At 71.8% G+C, this 19,176-nt stretch carries 18 protein-coding genes; 3 read left to right on the plus strand and 15 right to left on the minus strand.

What is annotated here, in order from left to right; all coding sequences use genetic code 11:
- Positions 1-13 precede the first annotated feature (13 nt).
- Complete coding sequence (locus OG440_RS35215) at positions 14-838, minus strand: MHYT domain-containing protein (protein ID WP_406010803.1); 825 nt, start codon at positions 836-838, stop codon at positions 14-16.
- A 323-nt stretch (positions 839-1,161) separates the two neighbouring features.
- Complete coding sequence (locus OG440_RS35220; protein WP_406010804.1) at positions 1,162-2,010, minus strand: class I SAM-dependent methyltransferase; 849 nt, start codon at positions 2,008-2,010, stop codon at positions 1,162-1,164.
- 388 nt (positions 2,011-2,398) lie between these two features.
- On the opposite strand from OG440_RS35220, the gene OG440_RS35225 reads away from it, so the two are divergent.
- Positions 2,399-4,801, plus strand: coding sequence for a M4 family metallopeptidase (locus tag OG440_RS35225; protein WP_406010805.1), 2,403 nt, complete (start codon positions 2,399-2,401; stop codon positions 4,799-4,801).
- A gap of 90 nt (positions 4,802-4,891) precedes the next feature.
- On the opposite strand, the gene OG440_RS35230 is transcribed toward OG440_RS35225, so the two are convergent.
- The 4 genes from OG440_RS35230 to OG440_RS35245 form a co-directional block, all read right to left on the minus strand.
- Positions 4,892-6,127: a glycoside hydrolase family 64 protein gene (locus OG440_RS35230; RefSeq protein ID WP_406010806.1), complete on the minus strand. Its 1,236-nt coding sequence runs from the start codon at positions 6,125-6,127 to the stop codon at positions 4,892-4,894.
- A 202-nt stretch (positions 6,128-6,329) separates the two neighbouring features.
- On the minus strand, positions 6,330-7,085 hold the full coding sequence (locus OG440_RS35235) for a dienelactone hydrolase family protein (protein ID WP_406010807.1): 756 nt from the start codon (positions 7,083-7,085) through the stop codon (positions 6,330-6,332).
- Positions 7,086-7,238: 153 nt separating this feature from the next.
- The gene (locus tag OG440_RS35240; RefSeq protein WP_406010808.1) at positions 7,239-7,859 is read right to left on the minus strand and encodes an L-threonylcarbamoyladenylate synthase; all 621 of its coding nucleotides are present in this window, start codon (positions 7,857-7,859) and stop codon (positions 7,239-7,241) included.
- Between the two features lie 9 nt (positions 7,860-7,868).
- Complete coding sequence (locus OG440_RS35245; protein WP_406010809.1) at positions 7,869-8,561, minus strand: TetR/AcrR family transcriptional regulator; 693 nt, start codon at positions 8,559-8,561, stop codon at positions 7,869-7,871.
- 260 nt (positions 8,562-8,821) lie between these two features.
- Here OG440_RS35245 and OG440_RS35250 point away from each other — a divergent pair, with 260 nt between their 5' ends.
- Entirely contained in the window at positions 8,822-10,357 is a 1,536-nt protein-coding gene (locus OG440_RS35250; protein WP_406010810.1) for a helix-turn-helix domain-containing protein, read from the plus strand.
- A gap of 115 nt (positions 10,358-10,472) precedes the next feature.
- On the opposite strand, the gene OG440_RS35255 is transcribed toward OG440_RS35250, so the two are convergent.
- The 9 genes from OG440_RS35255 to OG440_RS35295 all read right to left on the minus strand — a co-directional run bounded on the left by OG440_RS35255 (position 10,473) and on the right by OG440_RS35295 (position 17,924).
- The gene (locus tag OG440_RS35255) at positions 10,473-11,696 is read right to left on the minus strand and encodes a cytochrome P450 (protein WP_406010811.1); all 1,224 of its coding nucleotides are present in this window, start codon (positions 11,694-11,696) and stop codon (positions 10,473-10,475) included.
- Positions 11,693-12,937 carry a cytochrome P450 gene (locus OG440_RS35260; protein ID WP_406010812.1) on the minus strand — a complete coding sequence of 415 codons (1,245 nt, stop codon included), beginning with the start codon at positions 12,935-12,937 and terminating at the stop codon, positions 11,693-11,695. The genes OG440_RS35255 and OG440_RS35260 overlap by 4 nt, the downstream gene beginning before the upstream one ends.
- Entirely contained in the window at positions 12,934-13,560 is a 627-nt protein-coding gene (locus tag OG440_RS35265; RefSeq protein ID WP_406010813.1) for a GTP-binding protein, read from the minus strand. Before OG440_RS35265 ends, OG440_RS35260 begins: the two co-directional genes overlap by 4 nt.
- Complete coding sequence (locus OG440_RS35270) at positions 13,529-13,894, minus strand: DUF742 domain-containing protein (protein ID WP_406010814.1); 366 nt, start codon at positions 13,892-13,894, stop codon at positions 13,529-13,531. Before OG440_RS35270 ends, OG440_RS35265 begins: the two co-directional genes overlap by 32 nt.
- Positions 13,891-14,313 (minus strand): roadblock/LC7 domain-containing protein, encoded by a 423-nt coding sequence (locus tag OG440_RS35275; RefSeq protein ID WP_406010815.1) that lies wholly within the window; start codon positions 14,311-14,313, stop codon positions 13,891-13,893. Before OG440_RS35275 ends, OG440_RS35270 begins: the two co-directional genes overlap by 4 nt.
- Positions 14,310-15,851 carry a sensor histidine kinase gene (locus OG440_RS35280; protein WP_406010816.1) on the minus strand — a complete coding sequence of 514 codons (1,542 nt, stop codon included), beginning with the start codon at positions 15,849-15,851 and terminating at the stop codon, positions 14,310-14,312. Before OG440_RS35280 ends, OG440_RS35275 begins: the two co-directional genes overlap by 4 nt.
- Positions 15,852-16,099: 248 nt before the next feature.
- Positions 16,100-16,567, minus strand: a complete 468-nt coding sequence (locus tag OG440_RS35285) for a hypothetical protein (RefSeq protein ID WP_406010817.1) — start codon at positions 16,565-16,567, stop codon at positions 16,100-16,102.
- Positions 16,568-16,968: 401 nt separating this feature from the next.
- A complete protein-coding gene (locus tag OG440_RS35290) occupies positions 16,969-17,337 on the minus strand; it encodes a helix-turn-helix transcriptional regulator (protein WP_307161492.1) in 369 nt (122 codons plus the stop codon).
- A gap of 212 nt (positions 17,338-17,549) precedes the next feature.
- Complete coding sequence (locus OG440_RS35295; RefSeq protein WP_406010818.1) at positions 17,550-17,924, minus strand: hypothetical protein; 375 nt, start codon at positions 17,922-17,924, stop codon at positions 17,550-17,552.
- 353 nt (positions 17,925-18,277) lie between these two features.
- On the opposite strand from OG440_RS35295, the gene OG440_RS35300 reads away from it, so the two are divergent.
- Positions 18,278-19,171 (plus strand): alpha/beta hydrolase, encoded by an 894-nt coding sequence (locus OG440_RS35300; protein ID WP_406010819.1) that lies wholly within the window; start codon positions 18,278-18,280, stop codon positions 19,169-19,171.
- Positions 19,172-19,176 lie beyond the last annotated feature (5 nt).

A 19,176-nucleotide genomic window follows, 5' to 3' on the forward strand; every position in this document is an offset into this window, starting at 1 on the left:
CCGCCGCCGCTCCTCACCCGCCGCTCCACGACCGGGGGGTGGGCCGGCCGACCGCCTCCTCCGCCGGGCCGGTCCGCGCCGCCCGGGCGGACCGGTTCCACTCGCCGTCGCCCAGCACGAGCAGCGGGTCGAACATCACCACCACCCCGGCCAGCAGCAGGAAGATCACCGGCCCGATCAGCATCGGCAGCAGCAGCGAGGTGGGACTGTCACCGGCCCACGACGAGGTCGCGCCGTGCACGTGGACGCTGACCGAGGCCATCGCCGTGTAGTGCATCCCGGACACGGCGACGCCCATCACCAGACTGGCGCCCAGGCTCGACAGGAACCCGCGCACCGTGACGGCCGCCCACAGAGCGGCGGTCGCGGCCACGACCGCGATCAGCACCGAGAAGGCCACCGTGCCCGGGGCGTACTCGATGGCACCGTTGAGCTGGAGGGCCACCATGCCGAGATAGTGCATCGCGGCGACCCCGATACCCGTGACCGCCCCCGCGAGCGACAGCGACCCCCGGCCGGCGCCCCGGTAGCCCACGATGAACACCCCGATGCCGACCACCACCACCGCGACCCCGAGACTGAGCACGGTCAGACCGACGTGATAGCCGATCCGTGTCTCCTCCACCTGAAAGCCGATCATGGCTATGAAGTGCATCGTCCAGATGCCGCAGCCGATCGAGGCGGCCCCCAGCGCCAGCCAGCCCGGTTTCCACGAGCCCCCGTCGAGCAGGGTGCGCACGATGCAGCGCAACCCCAGAGCCCCTCCCAGGCAGGCCATCACAAAGGCCGCCACCGGAGTCACCACCCCGTACCGGAACCCGTCTACCGTGCCTTCCATCATCAACTCCCCCCAGAGCGACGACTGTTCTTTGAGAAGGAAGTGTCTACGGGGAGAAGCGTGGTGAAAGCAAGCGTTTCCTACGAGTCGACGGTCAAATCCGCGTGAACGCCGCCGGTGAAAGCAAGGGGAGTTGGGGACATCCTGACGGCGGGGCCCTGCGTGCGGACGTACCTCGCCCGGGGCGGTGGGCGAGCTCCCCGTCGGGCTCGCCGACGCCGGGCGCGTCAGGTATCCGATGGCGCGTTCGAGGATGCGGGCGAGCGCCCGGCCGCCTGTCCCGCCCGGTGCGGCGGCTACCACCCGGGTGGGTCCGATCGGGGTCACCGTCGTGAGGTGCCCCTTCGCCAGACGAAGACCTCGGTGCCCGGCGGGCGTTCGGAGAACCGGCCCGACGCGGAGGCCTCGCGCAGCAGTCGACGCAGGTCCGCCTCGAAGGCGTCGTGGCGTGCGCCGAACAGGTGCGGTGCCGAGAACGACATCGAGAACACCCCTGCGACGACATCGTCGACGGTGCGTTCGAGCGGTGGTGCGCCGGGGGCGACCAGGCGCCGGGGCCCGGAGAACCCGGCCCGGGCGAGCACCGCGGCCTCACCGCCGGGTGTGCCTCGGGGCAACACGCCCCGGCCGGCCCGCCGGACCGGTCCGAGGTAGTGCCCGACGAGTTCGTCGATCGCGGCACCGGGCACCGCCGGGTGGGGAAGGCCGTCGACGGTGAGCGTCTCGGTCTTCAGGTCCGAGATGTGCACCAGTGCGCCACCGGGCCGCAGCATGTCCCAGGTGGTCGCCGCCACCAGGTCCTGGTCCATCCAGTGGAAGGACTGGCCGAAGGTGGCGACGGTGAACTCGCCCAGATCCGCCGGCAGTTCCTCGGCCCGGGCCCGTACCCACCGGATTTTGCCGCCCACTCCCGTCTTCGCGGCCTCACGTCCGGCTTCGTCGATCATCCCCCGGTCCGGGTCCACGCCGACGACCTCGCCGAACAGGTGGGCCAGGCCGAGGGCGAGGATCCCCGGTCCGCAGCCCACGTCGAGGAGGCGCCCCCGTCCGTCGAGACCCAGAGCCTCGGCGAGCACGTCCGCCAGCCCCGGGGCGTAGGGGAGCCGTCCGCGCCGGTAGTGGGCGGCGGTGCCCGCGAACAGGGTCTCGTCCCATTCCCACCCGGCCACCACGTCCGCCCACCGCCTTCGCAGAGATGCTCCTCGCGGAGATGCTCGGTTGTCCGGTTGTCGATGGTCCCACGGTCGGGGTGGCGCGGACCCGGCCGGGCGCCCCGAGCCCCTCGGCCGCCGGTACAGCCGACGCACAGCTGTCTCACAGCGAGGTCGGGGGGGTGGGCGCCGTGCCCCTGCCGGCACCGAGGGATAACCCTTGAAGGGCCCGGCTTTGGCTGACATGCAACCGTCAAGCCTGCCATTCTCCACCCAACTACCGCGCACCAGCGGAAAGTTGTCTTCCCGTAACTCACGGTCCCGCACCACTCAGCTCGTCCCGGGCAGCACACCCGTCTGCCCGGTCTGTCACCGGCCGTTCCCCACGGCCGCCGCAGTAGGAGAACGAGTGAGACCCAACCCCCGCAAGCGGACCACGGTCGGAGCGGCCCTGCTCTCCACCGCCGCACTCGTGGCCCTCGGTGTCCAGACGGTTCCGGCGACCGCGCTGCCCGCAGCCCCCCACCCGAGCCCTCTGCGTGCCGGCGCGCAGTCCGCCGACCTCACTCCCGCCCAGCGCACGACGCTGATCAAGAGCGCCGAGGCGAAGACGACGGACACGGCCGCGTCGCTGGGCCTCGGCGCCCAGGAGAAGCTGGTCGTCAAGGACGTCGTGAAGGACAACGACGGCACCCTGCACACGCGTTACGAGCGCACCTACGCCGGTCTGCCCGTCCTCGGCGGCGACCTCGTCGTGCACACGCCCCCGGCCTCGCTGGCCGCCGGCACGGTGAGCACGACCTTCAACAACAACCGCCGCACCGTCTCGGTCAAGTCCACGACCGCCACGTACAGCAAGGCGGCCGCTCAGACCAAGGCCCTCACGGCCGCCAAGGCGCTCGACGCGCAGAACCCCGCCGCCGAGAAGGCCCGCAAGGTGATCTGGGCCGGTGAGGGCACGCCGAAGCTCGCCTGGGAGACCGTGGTCACCGGCCTCCAGGACGACGGCACGCCGAGCAAGCTGCATGTCATCACCGACGCGGTCACCGGCGCGAAGCTCTCCCAGTTCGAGGGCGTCCAGACCGGAACCGGCAACAGCCAGTACAGCGGTACCGTCACCATCGGCACCACGCTGTCCGGGTCGACGTACCAGCTGAACGACACCACGCGCGGTACGCACAAGACGTACAGCCTCAACAACGCCACGTCCGGCACCGGCACCCTGATGACGGACGCCGACGACACGTGGGGCACCGGCGCCGGGTCCAACACCCAGACCGCCGGCGTCGACGCCCACTACGGCGCCCAGGTGACCTGGGACTTCTACAAGAACACCTTCGGGCGCAGCGGGATCAAGAACGACGGCGTCGCCGCCTACTCCCGCGTCCACTACAGCACGGCGTACGTCAACGCCTTCTGGGACGACGACTGCTTCTGCATGACCTACGGCGACGGCACCAGCAGCACGCACGCGCTGACCTCGCTGGACGTCGCCGGTCACGAGATGAGTCACGGCGTCACCTCCAACACCGCGAACCTCACCTACACCGGTGAGTCGGGCGGTCTGAACGAGGCCACCTCCGACATCTTCGGCACCGGCGTGGAGTTCTACGCGAACAACTCCACCGACGTCGGTGACTACCTCATCGGCGAGAAGATCAACATCAACGGCGACGGCACCCCGCTGCGCTACATGGACAAACCCTCCAAGGACGGCGGCTCCGCCGACAGCTGGTACTCCGGCGTCGGCAACCTCGACGTCCACTACTCCTCGGGCCCGGCGAACCACATGTTCTACCTGCTCTCCGAGGGCAGCGGCACCAAGGTCATCAACGGCACCTCCTACACCAGCACCACCTCCGACGGCGTCGCCGTCGCCGGCATCGGCCGGGCCGCCGCCCTGCAGATCTGGTACAAGGCGCTGACGACGTACATGACGTCCAGCACCACGTACGCCCAGGCCCGCACCGCCGCGCTGAACGCCGCCTCGGCGCTCTACGGCGCGAGCTCCGCCCAGTACGCCGGGGTCGGCAACGCCTTCGCCGGCATCAACGTCGGCAGCCACATCACGGTCCCGTCGACGGGCGTCTCGGTGACCAACCCGGGCAGCCAGTCCGCCACGGTCGGCACCGCGGTGAGCCTCCAGATCTCCGCCAGCAGCACCAACAGCGGCTCGCTGACCTACTCGGCCTCCGGTCTGCCCGCCGGCCTGTCGATCAGCAGCTCGACCGGCCTGATCTCCGGCACACCGACCACGGCCGGCTCCTCCAGCACCACCGTCACGGTGACCGACAGCACCGGCGCGACCGGTACGGCGGCCTTCACCTGGACGGTCAGCTCCTCCGGCGGCGGTTCCTGCACCGCCACGCAGCTGCTGGGCAACGCGGGCTTCGAGTCGGGCAGCACCACCTGGACGACGACGAGTGGTGTGATCACCAACTCCAGCAGCCAGGCGGCCCGCACCGGCTCCTACAAGGCCTGGCTCGACGGCTACGGGTCGACCCACACCGACACCCTGGCGCAGTCGGTGACGATCCCGAGCGGCTGCACCAACACCACGTTCACCTTCTACCTGCACGTCGACACGGCCGAGACCACCACCAGCACGCAGTACGACAAGCTGACGGTCACCGCCGGGTCCACCACCCTGGCCACCTACTCCAACCTCAACGCCGCCACCGGCTACGTCCAGAAGTCCTTCAGCCTCGGATCCTTCGCGGGCTCCACCGTGGCGCTGAAGTTCTCGGGCGTCGAGGACTCCTCGCTCCAGACCAGCTTCGTCGTGGACGACACCGCCGTCACGACCGGCTGATCCGAACCGGCTGATCGGCATCGACCGAACGACGTCCCGCACGCGGGCTCCCTCCGCGTGCGGGACGTCGTCGTGTGCGCTCGGCCGGGTTCAGTTCAGCGGGTCGAGCGTCAGGTAGGCCTGGCGCGGCGAGCCGTCGTGGACGAGGGACTCCTGCTGTCCGACGTCGTCGAAGGCGAACGCGTACGCCTTGCCGTCCGCCATCTGTGCGTGGATCTTGCGGGCGTAGTGGTTGGTCACCGTGTCCTGGTAGAAGTTCGCCGTCGTGGTGTCCGGCTGGTTGGGGTTGACCAGGAGCGTGGAGCGGTTGTAGCCCGCGCACAGGGTGCGGGAGATCGGTCCGCGCACGGCGTCGTTCGGCGCGTCCAGCAGTCGGTGGCAGCCGAAGATGCTGGCCGCGTCCGGCTTCTGGAAGCTGGTCACGACCGCGCCGGAGGAGTTGGTGAAGTTCATGACCCCGCCCGAGACCCGGCCGAAGTACTTGGTGCCCGGCTGGTCGGCGAACGGGGTGACGGTCAGTGTGGTCGTCGCGTACTTCTGCCAGACGCGGTTGACGTAGTCGTCCATGACGTTCGCCGGGAGGGCGCCTGTCTCCACCCCGTACAGCGGGGCGAGAGCCCTCAGTACGGTGCCGTCGGACCGGGTCTGGACGAGGTTCGCCCAGCCGCCGGGCTGTCCGCGCAGGGCGTTGAAGAAGCCTGTGTAGCCGCCCGGCTTGAGGTGCCCGGTGCTGACGGTGGTCCCGTCGGCACGCTGCACGCCGACCGCGTACGGCGCGGAGAACATGTCGACCTGCGTGCTGTTCAGCCACAGCCCGGAGTCGTTGAGCGTGTACTCCGACCAGTTGAACAGGATGTTCCGGTTCGGGTCGGTCGGGTTCTGCACGGCCGGCTGGACCAGCCCGCCGGTGGTGAGCCGGAAGTCGAGCTTCTGTCCGTAGGAGAAGTAGACCCGGCCGGAGAACTTGGGGATCCGGATGGTGGCGGACTGTCCGGCGGCCGGGCCCGAGATCGAGGCGTCCGGCGCGGGTGTGGGCGGGTTGCCGCCGGCGGGCCAGGCGTGGAAGGCGCCGTTCGCGTCCGCCCAGCCCTGCCGGCCCGTCGACAGCTGGGTGCCGAGGTTGTAGACGTAGAGGGCTTCGCCGCGCCCCGAGTTGTTGGTGATCTTCAGCGGGATGGTGTCGGGGACGGCCGCCTGGGCCGGGGGGCCGAGCGAGAGCAGCGCGCCGGCGAGAGCGGCGGCTCCGGCGATTCTGAGTGTGAGCGTGATCCTCGAGAGCACTCTCCACCTCCGTGCGGGTAGGCCTGTGGGGTTGGTCCGTACCATGTTGAGAGCGCTCTCAAAGTCGCATCGGGGTTGTGCCCATGTCAACAAGGTGAACAAGAAACGGTCGGACGAAAGAACGCCCCCGGCATGCTCGTGCCAGGGGCGTCCGGTCCTTCGGGCCTACTGCTCGGGTCGGTCGCCCGGTCCCGTTACCCGGTCCTGGTGGCCGGTCCTGGTGGCCGGTCCCATGCCTGTCGCGTGCTCAGAAGGTCCGCTCCAGCAGGTCCAGCAGCGCGGCCCAGTGCCGCTCCGCACCCTTCTCGTCGTACGCGGAGGTGTCGGCCTGCGTGTAACCGTGCTCGGATCCGGCGTAGACCTCGCAGGTGTGACGGACGCCCGCGGCCGTGAGGGCCTCCTCGAAGCGCTCGATCTGCTCGGGCGGCAGGCCCGGGTCCTGGTCGGCGTGGCCGAAGTACACCTCGGCCGTGATGTGCTCGGCGGCCAGATGGGGGCTGTCCGGCGCGTCCGTCACGAGACGGCTGCCGTGGAAACCGGCCACCGCCGCGACCCGGTCCGAATGCGCGCCGGCAGTCGGCAGGGTGAGCCGGGCGCCCATGCAGTACCCGGTCACCGCGGCGGGGCCGTCCGCGACCAGCGCGCTCTCCTCCATCCACCGCAGATACGCGTCCGAGTCCCGGACGATCAGCTCGGGGGTGAGAGCCAGCACGAACGGATACAGCGTCTCGAAGATCTCCGGGCGCGCGGCGGGATCGATGAACTCGGGCAACTCCATGACGGGGGCGCGGCCGTGACGGTAGAACAAATTGGGAACCAGCACGGTGTAACCGGCCTCGGCGAGCCGGTCGGCCATCGCCCGCAGGTGCGGACGCAGCCCGAAGGCGTCCTGGTAGAGCAGCACGCCCGGCCGGGGTGCCCCGTCGCCGGGGTGCGCGAGATAGGCGTCGGCGACGCCGTCCTCGGTGGGGATGTCCACGGCTGTTCCCTGTACGGAGGTCATGGGGGTGCCTCTCTGCGTGGTGCGCTTCGGCGAACGGGCGAGCGATCGGCCGGCCCGGTGGGGCCGGGCGACCATCGTTGCATGCACCATCCACCCGGCCGCCGGAGGCCCGGCGCGGGGCGCCGGCGCGGGGCTTCCGGGGTGCCGAGGGCGCTACTCGAACCGGGAGGTGTCACCCGCTCCGTGCCGCACGATCACTGCCTCGCCCTCGGAGAAGTCGATGACCGTGGTCGGCTCGGTGCCGCAGTCCCCGGAGTCCAGCACGGCGTCCACCACGTGGTCGAGCTGGTCCTTGATCTCCCAGCCCTGGGTCATCGGCTCGTCCTCGCCGGGCAGCAACAGGGTGCTGGACAGCAGCGGTTCACCGAGTTCGGCGAGCAGCGCCTGGGTGACCACATGGTCCGGGATGCGCACGCCGACCGTCTTCTTCTTCGGGTGCTGGAGCATGCGCGGTACCTCCTTGGTCGCCGGGAGGATGAAGGTGTAGCTGCCCGGTGTGGACGCCTTGATCGCGCGGAACACGTCCTTGTCCACGCGTACGAACTGGCCGAGTTGCGCGAAGTCCTGGCACACGAGGGTGAAGTGGTGCCGGTCGTCCAGGTCACGGATGGCCCGGATCCGGTCGATGCCGTTCTTGCTGCCCAGCCGGCAGCCCAGCGCGTAGCAGGAATCCGTGGGGTACGCGATCAGCGCGTCCGCCCGGATGGCGGCCGCGACCTGGGTGATGGTGCGCGGCTGGGGGTTGTCGGGGTGCACGTCGTAGTACTTCGCCATTGGCCGAGCTTATGCCGTGCCACGGGGTGGTGGCCCCGCAGGACCGCCGTGCGGGGCCGTGCCACCGGGAGGCGGCCCCGCAGGACCGTCGTGCGGCTCGCCCAGGAGGAACTGCCAGCTGTCGGCGAGCAGCCCCAGCGCCGTCGCGGGGTCGGTCTCCCACCCGTGGCGCATCCAGCGCCGGGCCAGCTGGTCGAGCTGGGTCAGCGCCAGGAAACCGCGCAGTCGCCGCGAGCCCGGATCGAACCGATCGGCCTGGTCGAGCCCCGTCTCGACGGCGGCGGCGACCTCGTCGAACCACTGGTCGACCAGCTCGCGCAGCTCCGGCTCGACCACCGCCGCCTCGTGCGCGGCCGGCACGTAGGGCCCGATCCGCGGCCACCGGCGGGAGGTGTCGTGCAGCCACGCCTCGAAACCCGCCCGCTCACCCGCCCGTACGACGGCCACGAGGGCCGGTGCGGCGGGCCCTGGCTCCGCCGGGCTTCCGCGCCCCAGCAGCTCGTCGAGCTCCGCGACGAGGGCCTTCATCAGCGCGGCCCGTGAGGGGAAATAGGCGTAGAACGTCACCCGGGTGGTGCCGGCGGCCTTCGCGATGTCGTCCACCGTCGTGCCCGCGTAGCCCCGCGCCTCGAACAGCTCCAACGCCGTCGTCAGCAGCAGCCGACGGGTCATCTCCTTCTGGGCGGCACGCAGACCGGCCACGTCGAACCGCCTTCCGGTCGACTGCGAAGGGGCCGCCGACCTGCGAGGTCGCGTCCTCCGATGGACGTTCACATCGTACGACACCGGCTCTTTTCGGCCACGGGGCGGCAGGGGGACGCCTCGGTCGCGGGCCGATCTCACGGCCCCACCCCCGCCGCCCCGGTCCGCGGGCGGACGTTCCGCGGCGTGTGAGGTAACGTCCCCGACCGATATGACTGGTTCGGCCCGCGCGGGCCGCGACGGACGAGGAGAGCGCCGACATGGCCGGCCGGGACGACGGGAACCCCCACACCGACGCGGCGGGCGACGCCGATCCGGCGTGGGCGCGGGAACTCCTCGGACATCTGCGCCCCACCGGCGGCGACCTCCGCCGGGTCCTCGGCTGGCTGGCGGACACGCTCGACGCGACCGTCTCCCTGCGCGACGACTCCGGCGCCTCGCTCGCCGGACCGCTCACCCCGCTGGACGAGGGACTGGTCGCGGCCGTCACCGGCGGGCGGCTCGCCTCGGCGGCCTGGGAGGGCGAGGGCACCTTCGTGCGCCTGATCCGGGTCGAACTGCCGCGCCCCGCCACGTCGGGCGTGCTCGCCGTGACTCGGACGACCCCCTTCGACCGGCGGGCATCCGCCATCGTCACGCACACCGTGGGCGTCCTCGAACTCCTGCTGCGCGCGCGGGAGACCGTGGCGACCGGACACCGGCTGGCCCGCGCCACCGCGGACCTGCGGCTGGCCATCCTCCAGCTGCTCATGGTCGAGGACACCGTCGCCGCCCGCCGCGTCGCCGCCGGCCTGTGGCCCGGCCTGCTCGACACCGACACCGCCTGTGTCTACGTCGTCGAGACCAGCCCCGGGGAACGCGACCGGCTCGCGGCGGCCTGCGTGGCGGCGACCCACGACGAGGCCCTCGTGGTGCGCTGTCCCGCCGTGGACGGCCATGTCATCGTCGTCGTCCCGGACGACACCGCGGGCCGGGCACTGCGCGCCCTGTGCGACCGGCACGCCGGCGCGTTCCTCGGCGGCAGCGCCCTCCAGAGCCTCGCCCGCACCGCCACCGCCTACGGACAGGCCGTCAGCGCCCTGGCCGTCGCCCGCTTCCGCCCCGACCGGACGGCCGTCTACGCCGAACGCACCCACCCCGAACGCCTGATGGACCCCGACGTCCTGCGCACCTGGACGACCCGGCTGCTGCGCCCCCTCGACGCCCTCCCGCACCACACCCGCGCCGAACTCCTCGCCACCACCCGGCTCGGCCTGGAGTTCACCGCCGTCAACGCGGCGAAGGTGCTCGGCGTCAGCCGCAACACGGTCCGGGCCCGCATGGAACGCGTCGAGAACCTGCTGCGCGCCGACTTCTCCGACCTCACCGTCCGGGCCGCGGTCCATCTCGCCCTGCACACCCAGGTCGCGATCGACGGCCACCGGCCGGGGACCCCGGCGGCCCCCGCCCGGCTCGGCGAGCTGCTCGGCGGGCCCGCGCTGCGCGTCTGGGCGCGGGAGCTGCTGGGCCGCCTCGACTCCGACGGCCGCGACCTGCGCGGCACCCTGCGCGCCTGGATCGCCGCCGGCGGCAACGCCGAACGCGCCGCCCAGCTGCTCGGTGTGCACGCGCAGACCGTGCGCGAACACGTCCGCAGTGCCGAACCCGTCCTCGAACGCCAGCTCCTCGCGGCCGGCAGCGACCTGTACGAGGTCGTCCTCGCCCATGTGGCGGCGGGCGACCTGGACCAGCCCGACCTGCACGAATCCGCCCACCGGACGGAATCGGGCCATCCGGACGCACCTGTGCACAGGTGAGTCCTCCGGCGGCCGGAGCGGGCACCGACACGATTCCCAGCCGCTCGCCCGGCACGTACTTTCGAGGAGCGGCGGGGGTACGACCGGAACGGGGGACCGGTCGCACCCCCGCGCCTCAGCCCCGCAGCCGGACCGGGATCTCCTGCCAGCCGCTCGCGATGAACGAGGGCACCTGCCGCAGCTCCGCGGCCCCGGCGTCCAGCCGCAGTCCGGGGAACCGGTCGAACAGAGCGGGCAGCGCCGTCAGCGCCTCCATCCGCGCCAGCGGAGCCCCGATGCACCGGTGCACACCCATCCCGAAGGCCAGATGGTCCTCCGCCGCGCGCGCCGCGTCGAAGACGTCCGCGTCCGCCCCGTAGTGCGCCGGGTCCGCGTTCGCCGCCGCGTACGTCGTGATGATGGCGTCCCCGGCCGGGATCGTCACGTCGCCCACCGTCACGTCGTCCACGGCGAACCGCAGCGGCAGCGTGGCGATCGGCGGATGCAGCCGCAGCGTCTCGTCGACGACCGCGTCCCAGCCGAGTTCGCCCCGGCGGACGGCCGCCAGCTGCTCGGGGTGCCGCAGCAGTGCCACCGCCGCGTTCCCGATGAGGTTCACGGTCGTCTCGAAACCGGCGCCGATGACCAGCAGCAGCGTGTACAGCAACTCCTCGTCGCCGAGCCGGTCGCCCTCCTCGTCGCGTACGCGGATCAGCTCGGTCGTCATGTCGTCACCGGGGTGCTCGCGCTTGTACGCGATCAGGCCGCCCAGCACCGCGCCGATCTGCTCCTGCACGTACGCGGCGTGCTCCGGCGTCGGGTCGGTGGTGTCCATGATCGCCGCGACCAGCCGGACGTTGGCCTCCCGCAGGTGGTCCGGCATCCCGAACAGTTCACAGATGATCTGCATCGGCAGCGGATGCGCGAACGCGGCCTTGAGGTCGAGCGCGTCATCGCCCTTCTCCATCGTGTCGAGCAGCTCCGCGGTGATCGCCTCGACCCGGGAGCGCAGCACCTCGGTGCGCCGGTGGGTGAAGCTCGGCGCCACCAGTTTGCGCAGCCGCGCGTGGTCGGTGCCGTACGTGGAGAGCATGTTGATCACCCCGACCCAGCCCAGGATCCAGCCCCAGGAAGGGTGTTCACCGAGTTCCGCCCACTGCCGCCAGTGCCGCCGCGGGTCCTTGCTGATTCGCGGGTCCAGGATCAGCGCCTTCAGGGTGTCGTAACCGGTGGGCGCCCAGGCCGGAATGCCGCCGGGCAGCTCCACGGGCACGATCGGGCCGAGGGCGCGCAGCCGGGCACTCTCGGCGTGCACATCGGCGCCGAACGGGTCGAGGACGGTGCGGTCGGTCACGGTCACGAACGGACTCCTGAGGGATCGGAAGCGGGGGAGCGGGGGCTGAAGCGGACGGGCAGCGCGGTCAGCGAACGGTGGAACGGACCGGGCCGCCAGGTCAGCCGATCGCGCGGGACGACGGGATCGAGGTCGGGCAGCCACTGGGTGAGCCGTTCGATCGCCTCGGTGACCAGCAACAGCGTGTGCTGCTTGACGGGGCAGGCATGCGCCCCCGCTCCCCACGACAGATGCGAGGCGTCGTTGGGATGGCGGCCCTCGGTGACCTCCCGCTCGGCGAGGATGCCGAGCGCCCCGTACGACACCACCACCGGCACCGCCTCGCGCAGCCACACCCCGTGGAAGGCCACGGGCCGCCGGACGTAGTAGATGCCGTAGTTCGCGAGCGGGGTCTCGTGGTGCAGCACCTCGACGACGGCGTCCATGACGGGGCGGGCGCCGTCGGTGAGGGTGGAGTAGTAGAGCGGGTTGCCGAGGATCCGCGACAGGGTGTTCGACAGCAGGTTCGCGGTCGGCCCGTAGCCTGCGCCGAGGGTGAGGAACACCTGCCAGGTGACCTCCTCCCGGGTCAGCCCGGCCGGGTGGTCGAGGAGCCGGCTCGGCAGGTCGTCCCCGCGCCGTTCGGTCTTGGCGGCGATGAGGTCCAGGACGTACTGCGCGTACTCCGCCTCGCCCGCGGTCGCCCGGTCGCCGCCCTCCATCATCTTGCCCACGCCCGAGTGCAGCCGGTCGCCCTGGCTCTCCGGCAGGCCGAACAGGTCGTTGAAGACCAGCGCCATCAGCGGCTCGGCGAAGTCGCCGACCAGGTCGGCCTCGCCCCTCGGCCCGATCCGTCCCACCAGCAGCCGCACCGCCCGGTGCACCCGCGCCCGCAGGTCATGCGGTTCCACCAGGTCGAAGACGTCGATGAGGGTGGTGCGGTACCGGACATGCGCGGCCCCGTCGGCGAACAGGGCGTTGGGCCGCCACCGCATCATGCCGAGCACCGGAGAGTCGTCGGGGACGGTCGACTCCCACGCGCGCGGGTCGTGCGAGAACGTCTCCTCGTCGTGCAGCACGTCCAGCGCGGCACGCCGGTCGGTGATCACGCACGCCGGGACACCGGGCGCCAACTCGGCCCAGCCGACCGGACCCTGGGTGCGCAGCGACTGGTAGTAGCGGTGCGGGTCGGCTGCGAAGCCCTCGTCCCACAGCCGTACCGGCGCGGAGCGGGTGAAGTCGCGCCGGTCCGGGGGATGGATGGTCACCGGGCCTCCACGGGGGTACGTCCGATCAGATGGTCGACGAGCGCGAGCAGCGCGTCGATCGAGGAGTGGGCGTCACGCGCGTCGCAGGTCACCATCGGTGTCCCGGGCTCCAGGTCCAGCGCCCGGCGCAGCTGCTCGGCACCGTAGTGACGGGGCGCGTCCGGAAAGGCGTTGAAGGCCACCGCGTACGGCAGCCCGCTCTCCTCCACCAGACCCAGCACGTCGAACGACGCGTCCAGCCGGCGGCTGTCGACCAGGACGAGCGCGCCCAGCGCCCCGTAGGCGATGTCGTCCCACAACGCGCGAAAGCGTTCCTGTCCGGGCGTACCGAACAGGTACAGCACGACCTCACCGGGCAGGCTGATCCGGCCGAAGTCGATGGCGACGGTCGTCGTCGACTTCTCCCGCACCCCGGCCAGGTCGTCCACCTCGGCCGACGCCTCGGACAGGTGTTCCTCGGTGTGCAGCGGCCGGATCTCGGACACCGAGTCGATCAGGGTCGTCTTGCCCACCCCGAACGGCCCCGCGACCAGGATCTTCACCAGGTCGCGCGCGGTGTCGGGGCGGTGGACCGCGCCGGGAGCACCGGCGCTAGGTGTGGTGTTTGAGGGCGCGGAGGCCATCGGCCACTCTCTTCAGCAGGTCGGGGTCGAACCGTTCGGCGGGCGGGATCGGCGCGCGGGTGAGTACGAGGTCCCGGTCGACGAGGTCGGCCGCCAGCACCCGCACCGCGGAGACCGGCAGCCTGAGCAGCGCCGCCGCCTCCACCACCGCCAGCGAACCGCCCTCCAGGGTGTCCAGCAGGGCCAGTTCGGCGGCCGGCAGGCCGGCCGGCGGCGGCTCCCCGCTGAGGGCGAGCACCGACAGCCGGTCCAGGTGGGGCCGGCTGGGCCGGGCCACACCGCCGGTCGACAGGTACGCGGGGACGAGCGGACGGCCGGCGGGACGGCGGGTCATGCGGGCGCGTTGTCGTCGGCTCCTCGGGGCACGGCCGCCATGGCCTTCTCGCCCAGTCGCGCCACCTGGGAGTGGACCCGGTGCGCCAGCAGGTCCAGCCGCATCTCGCCGTCGCCGTACGCGGCCACGCAGGTGCCGTGGTCGGTGGGCACGATCAGCACATAGCCGTGGTCGGACTCGATGACGATCTGGCGTACCTCGGCCCGCTCCCGGTCGGCGAAGGCGGCGGCCGCCGTCCGGCAGGCTCCCTGCACGGTGCTGGTGATGGCGGCCACCCGCTCGGCCGACGGCTGCGACAGGGCGTCGGTGTACCCGGTCACCAGTCCGTCCCGGGTCAGCATGACGGCGGCCAGCACGTGCGGCACCTGCAGGATCGGTTCCAGCACCCATGCCGTGTCGCCCGTATGACGGCTGGTCATCTCGCCGCTTCCCCCTCGATGTCGGTGTGTTCGGTCTGCTCGGTGTGTTCGGTCTGGTCGGTGCGTTCGGTGCGTTCGGTGCGTTCGGTGCGTTCGGTGCGTTCGGTGCGTTCGGTGCGTTCGGTGCGTTCGGTGCGTTCGGTGTGGTCCGTGTCGCCGGGCTCGTCCGGCCGCTCGTCCGGGGCGCTCCCGGGGTCGTCGGCCTCGGCGCTCCCGGCGGCCGCGCGGGCCGCCGCCGTGCCGGACTGGAGCGCGCCGAGCGCCGCCGCGGCCTCCTCCGGTCTCCGCGCCGGCCTTTGCGCGGGTCCTGGCGCCGTGCTCTCCTCGGGCGCGGCGGCCCGGGTGCGGCGACGGCGCTGGGGCAGGCCCTCGGTGTCCGAGGGATCGTGGTGCCCGGGTGCCGGCTCGGGGGTGGGGGTCTCCGCGCTGTACGCGTGGGAGGGGGCGGGCCGGTCGGCCGCGGCCTTCCGTGTCGTGCGCGGGGCGCTCGCGGCGGGCGGCCGCTCGTCCGGGTCGAGCCGGCTGAGGAGATGACTGTCGACCCGCAGCACCGCGCGGACCCCGCCGTACGGGGAGGCCGAGGAGACGTCGACACTCAGGTCGAACTGCCGGGTGAGACGGCCGACGGCGGCCAGTCCCATGCGCGGCGGATCGCCCAGGTCGGTCAGCAGGATGAGGTCGTCGCCCGCCACCAGCCGCTGGGCACGGTCGCGTTCGTCCCGCGTCATGCCGAGACCCGCGTCGTCGACGGTGACGCACACGCCGTGGTGGACGTGTTCCAGGCTCACCACGACGTCGGTGTCCGGGGCGGAGTGCCGGAGCGCGTTGTCGAGCAGCTCGGCGACGATGATGGCCACCGGCTCGACGGCGTGCGAGACCAGGGCGGTACCGGTTTCGAGGTGGTTGTGGACCCGGACCCGGTGGTAGCCCGCGAGCCGGGCCTGACCGCCGGTCACCGCGTCCACCAGGTGCGACTCCTCGCGCGCCAGCCCGACCCACGCCCCGCACACCACGGCGGTGACCTGCGCGCGCCGCAGCGATTGCTCGTTCTCGTGGTCCAGCCGGAACAGCGTCTGCGCCAACTCCGGGTCGTCGTAACGCTGCTGGAGTCCGCGCAGCGCGTCCTGGAGCCGGTACAGGGCCGCCTGGATCTCCCGGGTGGCGCCCCGCATCCCGGCCTGTGCCGCCGCGTCGACCCGGGTGCGCTGGGCGGCCACCTCGGACTGGAGCGCCGACACCACGTTCTCCAGGGCCATGCCCAGCGGAGTGCCGGTGGTGAGCGGCTGGAGCGGACCCGGTTCGGCCACGTGCGGATGGGCCACCTGACGGGCGGCGGCGGGCACCCGCCGGTCGGCCAGGTGCTCGACCTCGGCCGTAAACGACCGCAAGGAGCCGTCGAGTTGAGTGCGCAGAGCGGCGATCTCGGCGCGCTGCCGGGTCAGTTGCCGCCGCAGGCGCAGCAATCCGCCGCCGAGGGCGAGCGCGGACAGTGTGCCGGCGGCCAGGCCGCCGGCCACCAGGTCCGGTAATTCCATCATCGATTCGGTTCCAGGGAGGGTCGGGCGTCGTCTCGGCGCTCGGTGCGGGGGTGTGGATCCGAGGGGTTCGGACCGGGCACTCGCAGCACAGTACACACCGTCATCGATCGATCCCGCACGGTTGAGTGAGACTTGCCTCCCAAAGAGCCCGGTATCTGTTCACTTCTGCGTCGACTGTCTGAATTGCCGTACGCAACAGGCGAGTTAGCCTGTCGTGCAGCCCTCGTCGACCGGGCGAGGAGCGCCGGCTACCGCCCGCACATCGGGGTCAGGACGGCGAGCGTGCCGTTGGCCTGTCGCAGGGCCAGTTCCAGCGTGCCGGGCGAGTGCAAGGCGCCGGTCCCGTCCGGTGGGACCAGCCACTCCAGGAACTCCGCGGCGCGGTAGGGCGGCGGAACCGCCACCCAGGAGCCCCGGCCCGCACGTCTCAGCCCGGCGCCGATCCACCGGGTGCCCGGATCCGGCGGGAGGAAGAAGCCGACCCGGTGTGACGCGGTGTCCACGAGGGTGGGTCCCGGGACGGGTCGGGACGCCTGCCACAGCAGATCCAGGGTGAGCAGACCCAGCCGGTCGGGCACGCTGAGGACGTCCCAGTAGCGGCCCGCCTGAAGCAGGGCGATCCCGTCGCCCTGGTCCCATTCCCGCTTGCACATCCGCGGGTCCGTCGCGGCGGCGGCCAGCCACTCCACGCCGCGCGTCCACATCGCATCGCTCATGTCGGCTCCGTGTCACGTCCGCCTCCGGCCGCAAGTCGACCGTGCATATGCATGCTGATAGATATCTCTACCTGGCGGAAGGGGTGGCGAACCGTGGCGTTTAGTCTGTTTCGTTCGAGCGTCGGGCTGCCGTTCGGATCCGGGCGTCGGCGGCCCGGACCCTGGAGTTCGTTCTCCGGTGCAGCTTGAGCAGGTCCACGTCGTAGCCGTAGCCGTAGCCGTAGCCGTAGCCGTAGCCGTCGGGGTCCGGAGGGCGGTAGACGTGCTGCCGGTTTCATGACGGTGCGGGTCCGCGTGCATCCGTCGGCGGACAGGGCGACCCCGGGCAGGCGTGGTCGAGGGCGCGCCGCTTGTCGGTCACGTCGCCCGGCGGGGCGGCCTCGCGCCGACAGCGGCTCCTGTCAGGTCCGTCCGGTGCCGCCCTGGGGGACCGGCAGGGGGAGATCCGCCTGGCGCAGCTCCGCCAGCAACTCGTTCTGTCCTGCGAGGAGTTCGGTGAGAATGCGGCGGGCGGCCCGAAGCAGCTCGGCCACGTCACCGCCCGCGAGCGCGTAGCTGACCGTCGAGCCCTCCCGGATCGACACCACGATCCCGGCGCGGCGCAGGACCGCCAGCTGCTGGGACAGGCTGGACGGTTCGATCTCGATCTCGGCGAGCAGGTCCCGTACGGCGACGGGGCCGCCCTGGAGCAGTTCGAGGACCCTGATACGGACCGGGTGCCCGAGCATGCGGAAGAACTCGGCCTTGGCCTGGTAGAGGGGAACCTGCATGATCGATCGCTCGCTCCCTGCCGCGTACGGTGCGTGGTGCGCGATGGCGCGGCGGCCCGACCGGCCGGCCGTACGCCACCGCGCGCCACGTGCTGCGTCCCGATCCTGGTGGCTGCGGGCTCCGCACACCCGTGTGATGCGCTGATCTGGATGTGTCGAGATGAAGAAATCTGCAATTCGAGGGTGCGCGAAGCCACGGACCGTCCGGTCGTCTACACCTCGAGCTCGGCCTCGATCCGCTTGAGCTGGTGACGGGCCATGGCCAGGTTGGACCGGCCGCGGTCCAGCACGAGGTAGATGAAGAGCCCGCTTCCGCCACGGCCCTTGAGTAGCCGGATGAGGTGGTACTGGCTCGCGAGCGTGATCAGGATGTCCTCGATCTCGCCCTTGAGGCCCAGATGCTCCATGGTGCGGACCTTGGCGCGGATCACATCGGTGTTGCCTGCCGCGGCGACGTCCAGATCGAGGTCGTTGCCCCCGCCGAGCGTGCCGAGTGCCATGCCGCTCGTGTAGTCCACGACGGCGACCCCCACCGCCCCTTCGATCGCGGTCATGGTCTCCTTCATAGAGATCTCCAGGTTCGCCACGGCGCTTCTCCTGCCGGTTGCGCGGGCCCGGGCTCCTCCGGCCCCGCTGGTTCCCCGAACGTACGGAGGCTGTCCCCCTACCGGGTGACGCCCTTCGGGACTGGCCCGATGAACTTCGGAACAGGAAGATCCCTGAGCCTTTTTGAGCGCACGGGTAAGGGAGTTGACCGGATCGGCGGCGCGCGCGGGAACGGGTGATCCCGCCCTGTCGCTCACGACGGCCCCTCCGTGCCCGCTTTCCCGGGCCGTGAGATGTCCCGCAGGGAGTGGCGCCCTCGGCCTCCCGCAGTGCAGGATGAGATCTCAACTATCAGGAATCCTGTTGATTCCGCTTCGCGAGGACGGGACCGACCATGCCCCTCACCACCAGATTCCAGGCCAGGGCCGTCCAGCTGCTGCTCGGCGGCATGATGGCCCGCGTGCACAAGGACCTGCGGTTCACCGACGTCCCCAAGCACGCCGAGACCCTCCGGGTGGAGACCGGCGCCGGGCCGGTGACCTGCACCGTCTACCGTCCGTCCGGTACCGGCGGCGCGCCCGCCCCCGTCTACGTCAACTTCCACGGCGGCGGGTTCATCGTCGGGCGCCACGAGCAGGACGACCACCTGTGCCGCTACATAGCCGCCACGGCCGGCTGCGTCGTGGTCAACGTGGACTACGCCGTCGCCCCGCAGCACCCGTACCCCGCCGCCGTCACCCAGGCCTACGACGTCACCGCGTGGATCGCCGGGAACGGCGACGCGGGCGGCTGGGACGGCTCCCGGCTCGCCGTCGGCGGCCACAGCGCGGGCGCCAACCTGACGGCCGCGGTGTGCCGCACGGCCCGTGACCGGGGCACCTTCTCGCCGCGCCTCCAGATCCTCGACTCCGCCCCGCTCGACATGGTCACCGATCCCGCGGCCAAGCAGTCCCGCATCGCCAAGCCGCTGCTCACGCCGTCCCTCATGCGGATCTTCACCGGCGTCTATGTCGCGGACCCGGCCCGGCGGGCCGACCCGCTCGTCTCGCCCGGTCTGGCCGACGACCTCGCAGGGCTGCCGCCCGCCCTGGTCATCACCGCCGAGAACGACCGCCTGCGCGACGAGGGCGACGCCTACGCCAAGGCCCTGGAGGCCGCGGGTGTGCCGGTCACGCACCGGGTCTTCGAGGGCGTCGACCACTACTTCACCCACGCCGGACCGGCGCCGGCCGGGAAGGAGGCCATCGCGCTGATGGCCACCACCCTGCGCACCGCCCTCGCCGCCTGACGCCG

This window comes from Streptomyces sp. NBC_00637, assembly GCF_045161545.1.
Taxonomy (GTDB): domain Bacteria; phylum Actinomycetota; class Actinomycetes; order Streptomycetales; family Streptomycetaceae; genus Streptomyces.